Here is a 12,759-nt window from a genome sequence, read left to right on the forward strand (position 1 = left end):
CGCAAAGGAGGTCATTTGACGAATGGCACGCAGAACAAACACTCGTAAACGCCGGGTAAGAAAAAATATTGATACAGGCATCGCCCATATCCGTTCAACGTTCAACAACACGATCGTGACGATTACGGATGTTCATGGCAACGCCATTGCTTGGGCGAGCGCTGGTTCGCTGGGGTTCAAAGGTTCGCGCAAATCAACGCCGTTTGCGGCGCAAATGGCGGCTGAAGCAGCAGCGAAAGCGTCGATGGAGCATGGCATGAAAACGGTCGAAGTGAACGTCAAAGGTCCGGGGGCTGGCCGCGAGGCAGCGATCCGTGCATTGCAAGCAGCCGGGTTGGAAATTACGGCGATCAAAGACGTCACTCCAATCCCGCACAATGGATGCCGTCCGCCAAAACGTCGCCGCGTGTAACGCCCCTGTATAGAATTTGCACCATTGTCAATAATGGGATATGATAAAGACCATGGCAGGCAAGCGTAAAGAGAGATTCATGGGGGAATGTTGTTAGGCGTGTACCGTTTGATCGGGGTCTCGACGTTTTGAAGGAGGGTATAATAATCGATGATTGAAATTGAAAAGCCGAAAATTGAAACGGTCGAACTGAGCGAAGATGCCAAATATGGCAAATTCGTCGTCGAACCGCTTGAGCGTGGATATGGTACAACCTTAGGGAACTCCTTGCGTCGTATCCTATTGTCTTCACTCCCTGGTGCAGCTGTAACATCGGTGCAAATCGACGGCGTCTTGCATGAGTTTTCAACGATTGACGGCGTTGTGGAAGATGTGACAGCTATCATTTTGAATATCAAAAAACTAGCGTTGAAAATTTATTCAGACGAAGAGAAAACGTTGGAGATTGATGTGCAGGGTGAAGGAGTTGTCACGGCTGCCGATATCACTCACGACAGCGATGTAGAAATTTTAAACCCGGACCTTCATATCGCGACGCTGGCGGAAGGCGGCCGCCTGCGCATGCGCATGACCGCCAAGCGGGGGCGCGGATATGTTCCTGCTGAGGCGAATAAGCGCGAAGACCAGCCCATCGGCGTCATTCCGATCGATTCCATTTATACGCCGGTCTCCCGAGTTTCCTATCAAGTCGAGAATACAAGGGTCGGCCAAGTGACGGACTATGACAAGCTGACCATTGATGTGTGGACGGATGGAAGCATCGGGCCGAAAGAGGCCATTTCCCTTGGAGCGAAAATTTTAACGGAGCACCTGAACATTTTTGTCGGCTTGACGGATGAGGCGCAAAATGCGGAGATCATGGTGGAGAAAGAGGATGATCAAAAAGAAAAAGTGCTCGAAATGACGATCGAGGAACTCGATCTTTCGGTTCGTTCCTACAATTGCTTGAAGCGAGCCGGCATCAACACTGTTCAAGAACTGACGCAAAAAACGGAAGAAGATATGATGAAAGTGCGCAACCTCGGCCGCAAGTCGCTTGAGGAAGTGAAAGCGAAACTGGCTGAGCTTGGCCTCAGCCTGCGCAAAGACGACTAAGTGCCGGCCTCCGCCGGCAAGCCGGAAACACACTTTCACCATATCGCTTTGATGATGACCACCATGAGGAACACATCACTTTAAAAGGGAGGGACATTTGATGTCGTACAGAAAATTAGGACGCACGACTTCGCAACGAAAAGCACTGCTTCGCGACTTGGCAACAGACTTAATCATCAACGAACGCATTGAAACGACGGAAGCGCGGGCGAAAGAACTGCGCTCGGTCATGGAAAAAATGATTACGCTCGGCAAACGCGGCGATTTGCATGCCCGCCGCCAAGCAGCGGCATTCATCCGCAAGGAGGTCGCCAACAGCGAAACCGGCCAGGATGCGTTGCAAAAGCTGTTCAGCGACATTGCGCCGCGCTACCAAGATCGCCAAGGCGGCTATACGCGCATTATGAAACTTGGTCCTCGCCGCGGTGACGGGGCGCCGATGGTCATTATTGAACTCGTGTAACGGTTTCATTTCAACAAGGGCGAGACAGTTTCGTTTGAACTGGATCTATGCCCTTTTTTTGTTTACCATCATTTAGCAGGCTGCGTTTGCAACGCGGCGAAGCAAGGGGAAACGATCATGGCCGAACCAATCTTGTCGATCGAGGGAGTGTCCTTTCGCTATCCAAATCAATCCGACTATGCGGTGCAAAACGTCAGCTTCACGGCCGAGCGCGGGGAGTGGTTAGCGATCGTCGGCCATAACGGATCCGGCAAATCGACCATCGCTCGGATGCTGATCGGCTTGCTTCGGCCGGAGCGGGGCGCCATTCGCTTGTTTGGACGCCTTTTGAACGACGCAACCGTTTGGGAGGTGCGCCGCCGCGTCGGCCTTGTGTTCCAGAACCCGGACAACCAGTTTGTCGGTGCGACCGTGGAAGACGACATCGCTTTTGCCCTTGAAAACAACGGCATTCCGCGCTTGGAAATGGTCGAGCGCATTCGCGAGGCCATTCGCCAAGTCCATATGGAGCCGTTTCTCCATTATGAGCCGCACCGGTTGTCTGGGGGGCAAAAACAGCGCGTCGCCATCGCCGGCATTTTGGCGCTCCGCCCCGATATGATCATTTTGGATGAAGCGACATCGATGCTTGACCCGCGTGGAAGGGAAGAAGTGCTTGAGACGGTGCGCCGCCTGAACCGCCAGCAGCGCATTACCGTCTTGTCAATTACCCATGATTTGGAAGAGGCAGCGAAGGCGGACCGCCTCATTGTGATGAACAAAGGCGAAGTGATGGCAGAAGGGACGCCGGAGCAAATCTTTCGGCTCGGAAGCAAGCTCGAGCGCATCGGTCTTGATTTGCCGTTTGCCGTGAAAATGGGCAGCCGCTTGCGGGAACGAGGCATTCCGCTTCGGATTGGGTATTTTACGACAGAGGAGTTGGTCGAGGAGCTATGGACATTGTATTCGAAAAAGTAGAGCATGTGTACAACGCCCGTTCACCGCTTGCCCGTCGGGCGCTCTATGATGTCAATGTCGCAATCCGAAGCGGGGCGTACGTCGCCGTGGTTGGGCATACGGGCTCAGGAAAATCGACCCTCCTTCAGCATTTAAACGGGTTGCTGCAGCCGACAAGCGGCGCGGTGAAGATCGGCGAAGAGACGATCACGAGCCATAAGCGGCCAAAGCAGCTGAAACCGCTGCGCAAAAAGGTCGGGGTCGTCTTCCAGTTCCCGGAGCACCAGTTGTTTGAAGAAACGGTGGAGAAAGATATTTGTTTTGGCCCGCTCAATTTTGGCGTGCCGGAAGACGAGGCGAAGCGGAAGGCGCGGGAGCTCATTAAGCTCGTCGGATTGAGTGAAGACGTATTGGCGAAATCGCCGTTTGATTTGAGCGGAGGGCAAATGCGGCGCGTCGCCATCGCCGGCGTGCTCGCGCTTGAACCAGAAGTGCTCGTGCTCGATGAACCGACCGCGGGCCTTGATCCGCGCGGGCGCAAAGAGATGATGGAGATGTTTTATCGCCTCCATCGGGAAAAGCAGTTGACGACGGTCCTCGTCACCCACAGCATGGAGGACGCCGCCCGGTACGCCGATGAAATCATCGTCATGCATGAAGGAACGGTATGGGGCCACGGAACGCCGGAAGAGATCTTTCGAGACGCTGACAAACTGGCTGCCATCGGTTTGAGTGTGCCGGAAACGGTCAAATTGAAACAGCAGCTCGAAAAGCGGTTCGGCGTTGTCATTCCGTCGCCATGCTTGACGTTGGAACAGACAGCGGAAGCCATCGAGCAATTGTTCGCCAAAGGTGAGCGTCCATGACGAATCATTTGATTATCGGCCAATATGTGCCTGGTCATTCCGTCATTCATCGCTTAGACCCGCGCGCCAAACTATTGATCGTGTTTGCTTACGTCCTGATCGTCTTTTTGGCAAACAATGCGGTGACCTATGCACTGCTGTCGCTGTTTGCGTTTGCCTTTGCCGCGCTGTCTCGCATCCCGTTTTCGTTCATTGCCCGCGGCTTGAAACCGATTTTATGGGTTGTGTTGTTTACATTGCTGTTGCATCTCTTCATGACGAAGGAAGGAGACGTCATCTGCCAAATCGGTCCGCTCTCTGTATATGAAGGCGGCATCAAGCAAGGGGCCTTTATTTCCCTAAGGTTTTTGCTCCTTGTATTGATGACGACGATGTTGACGTTGACGACGACGCCGATTGAAGTGACCGACGGCGTCGAAAGTTTGCTCGGGCCGCTCAAAAAGATGCGCGTTCCTGTCCATGAGCTCGCCTTGATGATGGCCATTTCGCTTCGATTCATTCCAACGTTGATGGAAGAGACGGAAAAAATTATGAAAGCACAGGCGGCCCGCGGCGTTGATTTTTCTGGCGGCCGTTTTTCCGAACGGATGAAAGCCATTGTCTCACTGCTTGTGCCTCTGTTTATCAGCTCGTTCAAACGAGCCGATGAGCTGGCGACAGCCATGGAGGCGCGCGGCTACCGCGGCGGGGAAGGGCGGACGAAATTCCGCCAGCTCGCTTGGAAGCCGGTGGACACCGTGTTTTTAGCGGCCGTGGCGCTGCTTTTTGCATTGCTTTGTCTATTACGATCATAGCGGAGGAAGGCCATGACAACACGGATCAAATGCATCATTGCCTATGATGGCACCCACTTTTCCGGCTACCAAATCCAGCCGGGAAAGCGGACGGTGCAAGGCGAGTTTGAGGAAGTGCTTCGGCGGATGCATAAAGGGACAAAAGTGCGTGTGGCGGCTTCGGGAAGGACGGATGCCGGCGTTCATGCCTATGGCCAAGTGATCCACTTTGATACGTCGCTTTCCCTTTCCTCGGAGCAGTGGAAAAAGGCGTTGAACGCCCAGCTGCCGGATGATATCGTCGTTCGCTTTGTACAGGAGGCCGATGCAGACTTCCACGCCCGTTTTTCGGCGAAAGCGAAAGAATACCGCTATAAAGTATGGACGGCTGCCGAGCGCGACGTGTTTCGCCGCCATTATTGCGCATGGCATCCATATTCGCTTCATATCAGCGCGATGAACGAGGCGCTTGGTTTGCTTCATGGAACGCACGATTTTACAAGCTTTTGTTCCGCCAAAACGTCGATCGAAGACCGGGTGCGCACCATGTATCGGGCTGAAGTGAAGGCCGACGGCCCGATGCTCGAGTTTCGGTTTGTCGGCAGCGGCTTTTTATACAACATGGTGCGCATTATCGTTGGCACGGTGTTGGAGATCGGTCAAGGGAAGCGTTCTCCCGCCGACATTTCGATGTTGCTTGCGGCGAAAGATCGGCGCCTCGCGGGTCCAACCGCGCCGGCCGAAGGGCTGTATTTATGGCGCGTATACTATGAGGATGAATGTTTGGACCACTCATTGGCGGATGGCTGATGGTTTTCCCCGGCTTTTTAACATCTTTCCGAAAGAAGTCTCCCACTTCGAAACGAAGTGAAAGTGGGAGATGAATTTCGGTTAGGTATAGCCTAAAGTTGTCTCTTTTTTTGTGTGTTATGATACAATCAGTTTTAGAAAAAATATATCGAAAATCAAGGTATGAAGTGATGTGGTGTCGATATGGCAAACAAAGCCTATCAGTTCCGTCTATACCCAACAAAAGAACAAGAACAACGGCTCGCCAAAACCTTCGGTTGTGTCCGTTTCGTTTACAACAAAACGCTTGAAGAACGCATACAAATGTATGAAAAGTTCAAAGACGACAAAGAAGCTTTGAAACAGCAAACATTTCCGACCCCTGCCAAGTACAAAAAGGAGTTTCCTTGGCTAAAAGAAGTGGACAGCCTTGCGCTGGCAAATGCTCAACTAAATTTGCAGAAAGCGTTTCAACACTTCTTTTCTGGCCGCGCTGGATTTCCCAAGTTCAAAAACCGCAAGGCGAAACAGTCGTACACCACAAATATGGTAAATGGCAACATCAAGCTTTCAGATGGCTATATCAAGCTGCCCAAACTGAAATGGATCAAGTTCAAGCAACACCGGGAGATTCCTGCCCACCATATCATCAAGGCTTGTACGATCACGAAAACCAAAACAGGAAAATACTATATTTCTATTCTCACAGAGTACGAACATCAACCTGCCCTAAAAGAAGTACAAACGGTTGTTGGGCTTGATTTTTCCATGAGTACGCTGTATGTCGATAGCGAGGGTAAGAGAGCCAATTATCCTCGATTCTATCGCAAAGCATTGGAAACATTAGCGAAGGAACAACGCATTCTATCACGCAGAAAGAAAGGATCGAATCGTTGGCACAAACAGCGTCTGAAAGTAGCGAAGCTGCATGAGAAAATTGCCAACCAGCGCAAGGACTTTCTGCATAAGGAGTCGCACAAATTAGCGAAACGATATGATTGCGTGGTGAATGTCCCAAGCCCTCCATTTCGGTCAACGCGTTCATGACAATGGCTGGGGCATGTTCACCTCTTTCCTTCAGTACAAGTTGGCCGAACAGGGGAAGAAGCTGATCAAAATCGACAAATGGTTCCCCTCGTCCAAAACGTGTTCGTGCTGCGGTCGAGTCAAGGAGTCTCTATCGCTTTCTGAACGTACATTCCGCTGTGAATGTGGATTCGAGAGCGACAGGGACGTCAATGCGGCCATCAATATCAAACGTGAGGGCATGAAACGATTGGCGATCGTCTAATTTGTCCTCGAACCGTGGGGCACACGGGGATCGCTCGGTCAACTTCCCATCATGAGATGGGATTACCCGAGAAGCCCCCACCTCTAAGCGAAGCGTAGGTGGTGGGAGTATGTCACGGCAACGAGTCCTTGTGTAACATCTTCTTGACATTGGCGCGCCGGCAAGCTATTATATCATATGGCATGTATTTTCCACGATTAGCCCCGGACCATAATCGTGTTGAAATAAACGACCATTTGTTTGTTCATTTTTTTATTTTAGGAGGGAACTGCATTGCGTACGACTTATATGGCGAAACCGAATGAAGTAGAGCGTAAATGGTACGTTGTCGACGCAGCTGGCAAAACGTTAGGCCGCTTAGCCAGCGAAGTAGCGGCGCTGTTGCGCGGCAAACATAAACCGACGTTCACTCCGCATGTTGACTGCGGAGATCACGTCATCGTCATCAATGCGGACAAAGTTGAACTGACTGGGAAAAAGTTGACGAAAAAACTGTACTATCGCCACAGCTTATATCCGGGTGGCTTAAAAGTAAGAACAGCGCTGGAAATGCGTACGAACTACCCGGAACAAATGATCGAACGTGCGGTGCGCGGCATGCTTCCAAAAGGCAGCCTCGGCCGGCAAATGTTCAAAAAGTTGCACGTTTACCGTGGAAGCGAACATCCGCATCAAGCACAAAAACCAGAAGTGTATGAACTTCGCGGATAATCATAAGGGAGGGTATGATTTTGGCACAAGTACAATATTACGGCACAGGTCGTCGCAAAAGCTCGGTCGCCCGTGTCCGCCTTGTCCCGGGCGATGGCCGCATCATTGTCAATAAGCGTGACATTCGCGAGTACATCCCGACGGAAGCGCTCATCGAAATGGTCAAACAGCCGCTCGTATTGACGGAAACGCTTGGCAGCTACGACGTTTTGGTGAATGTCCAAGGCGGCGGATTTGCCGGCCAAGCCGGTGCGATTCGCCATGGCATCGCCCGTGCGTTGCTTGAAGTCGATCCGGAGTTCCGCACGGTGCTGAAACGGGCCGGTTTGCTGACGCGCGATGCTCGCGTTAAAGAACGCAAAAAATACGGGCTCAAAGGCGCCCGCCGCGCTCCGCAATTCTCGAAACGTTAATCGCGCGATGTTCCAACCCAGCCGATTTGGCTGGGTTTTTTGCTTATTTCTGCTTTTCGCCCGCGCGTATGATTGTGAGCGATCGTTAGACACTACATCGTAAAGGAGCGTGAAAGACGATGACAGTCATCACTTCATTGGCGGAAAAAAGGCAGGAAAAGCAGCTTCGCTATGAACGGAACATGTTGCGCGAACTGTCGCTTGAGAAATTACGGACCAAAGCGCTTGAGCACTTTGTTCCGTTTTATACGGCGTATCGGATGTTCCCATCCGTTGTGGAGGAAGGCTGCATTGATCTGGCCATTGAAGCGTATTTGCTCGGCGCTCGCTACAGCCGATTCGGCTATTATGGGGAGCCTGCGGCCAGCGTACGCTGTCGATGTGCTCAAGAAGAAAAATATTTGATCGATACGCTGTTTGATTTTCTTTGCTTTTGGGGCAATATCGACAACGATTTCCTCAGCCAGTCGCTGTATGACGCGTGTGAACAATATATCGGCAACTGGTGGACGGAAGGATTTGAGCGGGGCAAAAAACGGCATCGTCTAAAACTTCGCTGAATGAGTTCTATTCCCGCGCCTTGTCCCATATAAGATAGAGAAGGGAAACGTGCGGGAGGAGAAACAATGAAAGAAAAATGGAAGTGGCTGGTCGCTTTTGCTGCCGTCGCCCTTATGAGCACTTTGCTATTTCCGTCTTTATTTTCCGATTTGACATCAACAAAACCATGGAATCTCCCATTATCGGGGAGAATCATCGTATTGGACCCCGGCCATGGTGGGCCGGACGGCGGCGCCGTCGGTGGTGAGGCGGTGGAAAAGGACATCGCGCTCAACGTGGCGAAAAAGCTGCGCGATTATCTGCAGCAGCAAGGGGCGCTCGTCCTGATGACGCGCGAGACGGATCGGGACTTGGCCAGCCCGTCCACACGCGGCTACAGCCGACGGAAAACGGAGGATTTGCTCGAACGAACGGCTTTCGTCAATCGATCGAATGCCGATCTTTTCATCAGCATCCATCTCAACGCCATCCCGTCGCCGCGTTGGCGAGGGGCGCAGACGTTTTATTACGGGTCTTTCATCGAAAACGAGCGGCTGGCGAGATTTATCCAAGCGGAATTGCGGCGCAATTTGGAGAACACCCATCGACTGGCAAAAATGATTGATACCGTCTATTTGCTCAAGCATGCAAAAATCCCCGGCGCGCTTGTCGAGGTTGGGTTTTTGTCGAATCCCGATGAGCGAGAGCTGCTTGTGTCTGATGGCTACCAAACGAAGCTGGCCGCCTCGATTTATAAAGGAGTGCTCCGCTACTTTTCCAATGAACATACGCCTCGCGAGTAGCGGGGATTTTTTAAGGTCGGAACAGAGGAGACAGATAGCCGACCGGCCTTGTTTCGCCAAAAGGAATTCGAAATTCCCCTTTTTCAACCGCGGGGACGTGCGGGAGCAAGTCAAACATGGCGGCCGTCTGCCGATTTATGGTATGATAACACGTAGAAATGACCATTGATTTGCAAAAGGGTTGGTGAATACGATGTTGACGGAAACTGAAGTGCGCGCCATTCTTGAAAAGATGAAAGATCCCTTTTTAAACAAAACGTTTAAAGAGACGAATGCCATTCAAGAAATCAAAATTAAGGAAGAGAAAAACCATGTCAGCGTGAAAATCGCGCTCGCCAAAACCGGAACGCCCGAGCAGCTTCGCGTGCAAACGGCGATCGTCGAGCAGCTGAAAGATGCGGGTGCTGCAACGGTCGGGCTGCGGTTCGCCGAACTGCCGCGCGATGTGGTGGAGAAATATAGCGAAAACAAGCAAAAAACGACGTATATCGCCATTGCCAGCGGCAAAGGTGGTGTCGGCAAGTCGACCGTTTCCGTCAATTTGGCGGTGGCGCTCGCCCGGCTCGGCAAAAAAGTCGGGTTGATTGACGCGGACATTTACGGGTTCAGTGTTCCGGACATGATGGGAATCACCGAGCGCCCGACGGTGAGGGGCGACAAAATCATCCCGGTCGAACGGTTTGGCGTAAAAGTCATTTCGATGGCCTTTTTCGTCGAGGACAACGCCCCGGTCATTTGGCGCGGCCCGATGCTTGGGAAAATGTTGAACAACTTTTTCAAAGAGGTCGAATGGGGAGACTTGGATTACTTGCTGCTTGACTTGCCGCCTGGTACGGGCGACGTCGCCTTGGACGTCCATACGCTCTTGCCGTCGTGCAAAGAAATTATCGTCACGACTCCGCATCCGACCGCTGCGTTTGTCGCTGCCCGCGCTGGGGCAATGGCGTTGCGCACCGAACATGAAATTATCGGCGTGATCGAAAATATGTCGTACTACGAGAGCCGGAAAACAGGAGAGCGGGAGTATGTCTTCGGCAAGGGTGGCGGAGAAAAGCTGGCCAAAGAGCTGCAAACCGAGCTGTTAGGGCAGCTGCCGCTTCAGCAGCCGGATTGGAACGACGACGACTTCGCTCCGTCCGTTTACGCAGAAGATCATCCGATCGGGAAAATTTATATGGATATCGCCCGCAAAATCGTTGCGAAATATTAATCGGTTTCACAAAAAGCGTCCGATGGCGAGAAACCGCCGATTAGAGCGTTGGCGGGTTTCAGCGCACGGACGCTTTTTTGCTTGATTAACCTCCTCCGCCTTGTTGGTTGCCGGTGCTTTCTTCTCCCTCTCCCCCTTCCCCTCCGCCTTCTTCTTCTTGTTTTTCTCCGCCTTGCTGAACCTTTTCAGCTGCTTTCATCAACATATCTTGAATTTTCGCCTGATACAGCGGGCTGTTCAACGTTTCCGTGATCACCTTTTGCAAATGCTGGCGGAACTCTTTGCTTTTTAAGACATCGACCATGGCTTTTTCCATTTCTGGATCTTTTAAAATATCGATCATCAGCGCCTGGTAATCGGGATCTTTCATGAGCGCCTTCATCATTTTTTCATGTTCTGCTTGCAGCCCTTTGGCAAAACTTTCAGCGAATTTCGGGTCTTTTAACGCACTTTCCCAGAACTTTTTTCCTTGATCGGATGTCAGCATTTGTTGCAGCGTTTCTTTTACAGCTTTTTGATCTATGACTAGTTGCTGCTTCATCTGATCTTCCGACATAATATCTTGAATCGCCTTTTTCCCCTCGTCGGTTTTTAAAATGTCAACAACCATCTTTTTCGTTTCGTCATAATCCGGGGGAGGGGGGCTGATTTCTTGAGGGGCACAGGAACCAAGAACGAGAAAACTGAGCAAGAGGAGCGGTAGGCATTTGTTCATGAAAGTGAGCTCCTTTCTGCAAAAATCCCTCACCCTTAATATGAATGTTGGCGAAAAAAATATACATGGGGGAGATCGGAGCTGGCTTTTTCACAAGGGCGCTGGTAAAATGGTAAGCGGGTTATGCTGAAATGATGGAGGATGAAGCTGTGAACAGCCGCAAATGGGTGCGTTTATTTTTATCGACGCTGCTGATCGGCGGCATCGCCACGGCGGCCGTCGGCATTGTTTTCAACTGGGAAGAATTCGGGCGCTTGCTGTTGCGCCTGGAAATGGTCGAATTTATGGCTGTTTTGTTATGGCATATCGGTGTTGGCTTTATTTTCAGCGTCATCAGTCAGGCGGGGTTTTTTGCTTATTTAACCGTCCACCGGTTCGGGCTTGGCATCTTCCGTTCGCTATGGAACGCTGTGCAGGTTGTTTTGATCATGTTCGTGCTGTTCGATTTAGTGTATTTCCGCTACATGGCGTTTGCGGACAAGGGCGATTCAATCATTCCGTATCTATTGACCGCATTGTTCATTTTGGTGGTTGGTCTCGTTGTTGCCTACGTCAAGAGCGCACAGACGAACAAAGGGGCGTTCGTTCCGGCTTTGTTCTTTATGGTCGTCGTTACGGTCATTGAATGGTTTCCCGTGTTGCGCATCAACGACCGTGATTGGCTGTATTTGATGTTGATTCCTTTATTAGTATGCAATGCATACCAGCTTCTTATACTGCATAAATTGACAGGCGGCGCGAAACAATAAAGAAAGCAAGGCGCCGCCTGTTTTCTTATGGCAGCCGCGAAAAAAACGGCGTGTTCGCCAAAAGCCAATCATTCCAATTGGCGGCTTGTCTGCCGCCGCAATCCAACCGCACCGGCGCAGGCCGCTGTCGGAACGTGTCACTCGATCCCGCGGCTTTCGGCTTCGCCATTCGCCAACAGCTCGGAGAGGTTGACGTTTTTGTAGCCGTTTTCTTTCATGGAAGCGATAATTTTCGGCAGCGCTTTGGCTGTCTGTTTTGCCGAATCAGATGCGTGAAGGAGCACGATATCGCCCGGTTCCAGGTCCTTCGTGACGTTCTCAACAATTTGGTCTGTCCCAGGGTTGAGCCAGTCTTTCGAGTCAATGCTCCAATGGACGACAGTGTAGCCGAGGGACTGAGCAACCTTTAACACATTTTTGTTGAAGTTCCCCCCAGGGGGGCGCAGCAGCTCAACCTGTTTCATTCCCAACATGTCAAACACTTTTTTCGCCATCATTAAATCTTGACGGATTTTGGCGTTCTCAAGTTCCGTATAGTTGACAAAGTTATATCCCATACTGCCAATCTCATGCCCCTCCTCTTTGATCCGCTTCACCACGGCTGGATGGCGTTCGGCCCATGAGGCGGATAAGAAAAAGGTCGCGTTTTGAATCCCATGCTGCTTCAAGACATCCAAAATTTTGTCTGCATTCTCATCTCCCCAGCTGATATCGAACGTCAACGCCACCTCATTGCGGGCGTTGTCCACTTTATATACCGCCTTCGGCCCAGAAGGAAGCGAAAAAACGGGACGGTTCATTTCATAAGCGTACAAGACAACGGCGGTGAAAAAGGCGGAGCAGATAATAATGAGAGCTTTTTTCAGCGTCCGTCCGTTCAACGCGTAAAACATGACATCGGCCCCCTTTTTTGCATTGTAAAATCGTTGTCCTAATAACATCTTATGCGGACAGCCATGGCGGTTATGAAACTTATTTGCCAGTCCTCTTACC

At 51.3% G+C, this 12,759-nt stretch carries 15 protein-coding genes and 1 pseudogene; 14 read left to right on the forward strand and 2 right to left on the reverse strand.

The genetic code is table 11. The features are described from left to right. Positions 1-22: 22 nt before the first annotated feature. The 13 genes and pseudogenes from rpsK to GHH_RS00850 all read left to right on the forward strand — a co-directional run bounded on the left by rpsK (position 23) and on the right by GHH_RS00850 (position 10,302). Positions 23-412, forward strand: coding sequence for a 30S ribosomal protein S11 (rpsK, locus tag GHH_RS00790; protein ID WP_011229644.1), 390 nt, complete (start codon positions 23-25; stop codon positions 410-412). 150 nt (positions 413-562) lie between these two features. Then, positions 563-1,507, forward strand: coding sequence for a DNA-directed RNA polymerase subunit alpha (locus GHH_RS00795; RefSeq protein WP_011229645.1), 945 nt, complete (start codon positions 563-565; stop codon positions 1,505-1,507). Between the two features lie 100 nt (positions 1,508-1,607). After that, complete coding sequence (gene rplQ / locus GHH_RS00800) at positions 1,608-1,970, forward strand: 50S ribosomal protein L17 (RefSeq protein WP_011229646.1); 363 nt, start codon at positions 1,608-1,610, stop codon at positions 1,968-1,970. A 117-nt stretch (positions 1,971-2,087) separates the two neighbouring features. Next, a complete protein-coding gene (locus tag GHH_RS00805; protein WP_014194604.1) occupies positions 2,088-2,927 on the forward strand; it encodes an energy-coupling factor ABC transporter ATP-binding protein in 840 nt (279 codons plus the stop codon). Further along, complete coding sequence (locus GHH_RS00810; protein WP_015373729.1) at positions 2,903-3,772, forward strand: energy-coupling factor ABC transporter ATP-binding protein; 870 nt, start codon at positions 2,903-2,905, stop codon at positions 3,770-3,772. Before GHH_RS00805 ends, GHH_RS00810 begins: the two co-directional genes overlap by 25 nt. Then, a complete protein-coding gene (locus GHH_RS00815) occupies positions 3,769-4,566 on the forward strand; it encodes an energy-coupling factor transporter transmembrane protein EcfT (RefSeq protein ID WP_015373730.1) in 798 nt (265 codons plus the stop codon). The genes GHH_RS00810 and GHH_RS00815 overlap by 4 nt, the downstream gene beginning before the upstream one ends. 12 nt (positions 4,567-4,578) lie before the next feature. After that, positions 4,579-5,355 (forward strand): tRNA pseudouridine(38-40) synthase TruA, encoded by a 777-nt coding sequence (gene truA, locus GHH_RS00820; RefSeq protein ID WP_015373731.1) that lies wholly within the window; start codon positions 4,579-4,581, stop codon positions 5,353-5,355. A 183-nt stretch (positions 5,356-5,538) separates the two neighbouring features. After that, positions 5,539-6,625: pseudogene (locus GHH_RS00825) on the forward strand (RNA-guided endonuclease InsQ/TnpB family protein). 273 nt (positions 6,626-6,898) lie between these two features. Next, on the forward strand, positions 6,899-7,336 hold the full coding sequence (rplM, locus tag GHH_RS00830; RefSeq protein WP_011229651.1) for a 50S ribosomal protein L13: 438 nt from the start codon (positions 6,899-6,901) through the stop codon (positions 7,334-7,336). Between the two features lie 20 nt (positions 7,337-7,356). After that, positions 7,357-7,749 carry a 30S ribosomal protein S9 gene (gene rpsI, locus GHH_RS00835; protein WP_011229652.1) on the forward strand — a complete coding sequence of 131 codons (393 nt, stop codon included), beginning with the start codon at positions 7,357-7,359 and terminating at the stop codon, positions 7,747-7,749. A 119-nt stretch (positions 7,750-7,868) separates the two neighbouring features. After that, positions 7,869-8,309, forward strand: coding sequence for a YbaK family protein (locus tag GHH_RS00840; protein WP_015373733.1), 441 nt, complete (start codon positions 7,869-7,871; stop codon positions 8,307-8,309). A gap of 66 nt (positions 8,310-8,375) precedes the next feature. Further along, entirely contained in the window at positions 8,376-9,092 is a 717-nt protein-coding gene (gene cwlD, locus GHH_RS00845; RefSeq protein ID WP_012820500.1) for an N-acetylmuramoyl-L-alanine amidase CwlD, read from the forward strand. Between the two features lie 193 nt (positions 9,093-9,285). Next, positions 9,286-10,302 (forward strand): Mrp/NBP35 family ATP-binding protein, encoded by a 1,017-nt coding sequence (locus GHH_RS00850; RefSeq protein ID WP_011229655.1) that lies wholly within the window; start codon positions 9,286-9,288, stop codon positions 10,300-10,302. Between the two features lie 85 nt (positions 10,303-10,387). On the opposite strand, the gene gerD is transcribed toward GHH_RS00850, so the two are convergent. Then, entirely contained in the window at positions 10,388-11,017 is a 630-nt protein-coding gene (gerD, locus tag GHH_RS00855) for a spore germination lipoprotein GerD (RefSeq protein ID WP_013143991.1), read from the reverse strand. Positions 11,018-11,166: 149 nt separating this feature from the next. Here gerD and GHH_RS00860 point away from each other — a divergent pair, with 149 nt between their 5' ends. After that, positions 11,167-11,766, forward strand: a complete 600-nt coding sequence (locus GHH_RS00860; RefSeq protein WP_013143992.1) for a KinB-signaling pathway activation protein — start codon at positions 11,167-11,169, stop codon at positions 11,764-11,766. 137 nt (positions 11,767-11,903) lie between these two features. Here GHH_RS00860 and pdaB read toward each other — a convergent pair whose 3' ends face one another. Further along, on the reverse strand, positions 11,904-12,659 hold the full coding sequence (gene pdaB / locus GHH_RS00865) for a polysaccharide deacetylase family sporulation protein PdaB (RefSeq protein WP_015373734.1): 756 nt from the start codon (positions 12,657-12,659) through the stop codon (positions 11,904-11,906). Between the last annotated feature and the right edge of the window lie 100 nt (positions 12,660-12,759).

The sequence above is a fragment of the Geobacillus sp. GHH01 genome, from assembly GCF_000336445.1.
GTDB lineage: Bacteria > Bacillota > Bacilli > Bacillales > Anoxybacillaceae > Geobacillus > Geobacillus zalihae.

What these genes read in the sequence shown, in the direction of transcription:
- GHH_RS00850 (WP_011229655.1), top strand. Translation starts at nt 9,286, where the DNA reads ATGTTGACGGAAACTGAAGTGCGCGCCATTCTTGAAAAGATGAAAGAT.
- pdaB (WP_015373734.1), bottom strand. Translation starts at nt 12,659, where the DNA reads ATGTTTTACGCGTTGAACGGACGGACGCTGAAAAAAGCTCTCATTATT.
- GHH_RS00805 (WP_014194604.1), top strand. Translation starts at nt 2,088, where the DNA reads ATGGCCGAACCAATCTTGTCGATCGAGGGAGTGTCCTTTCGCTATCCA.
- GHH_RS00815 (WP_015373730.1), top strand. Translation starts at nt 3,769, where the DNA reads ATGACGAATCATTTGATTATCGGCCAATATGTGCCTGGTCATTCCGTC.
- cwlD (WP_012820500.1), top strand. Translation starts at nt 8,376, where the DNA reads ATGAAAGAAAAATGGAAGTGGCTGGTCGCTTTTGCTGCCGTCGCCCTT.
- truA (WP_015373731.1), top strand. Translation starts at nt 4,579, where the DNA reads ATGACAACACGGATCAAATGCATCATTGCCTATGATGGCACCCACTTT.
- GHH_RS00810 (WP_015373729.1), top strand. Translation starts at nt 2,903, where the DNA reads ATGGACATTGTATTCGAAAAAGTAGAGCATGTGTACAACGCCCGTTCA.
- GHH_RS00840 (WP_015373733.1), top strand. Translation starts at nt 7,869, where the DNA reads ATGACAGTCATCACTTCATTGGCGGAAAAAAGGCAGGAAAAGCAGCTT.
- rpsK (WP_011229644.1), top strand. Translation starts at nt 23, where the DNA reads ATGGCACGCAGAACAAACACTCGTAAACGCCGGGTAAGAAAAAATATT.
- rplQ (WP_011229646.1), top strand. Translation starts at nt 1,608, where the DNA reads ATGTCGTACAGAAAATTAGGACGCACGACTTCGCAACGAAAAGCACTG.
- gerD (WP_013143991.1), bottom strand. Translation starts at nt 11,017, where the DNA reads ATGAACAAATGCCTACCGCTCCTCTTGCTCAGTTTTCTCGTTCTTGGT.
- GHH_RS00795 (WP_011229645.1), top strand. Translation starts at nt 563, where the DNA reads ATGATTGAAATTGAAAAGCCGAAAATTGAAACGGTCGAACTGAGCGAA.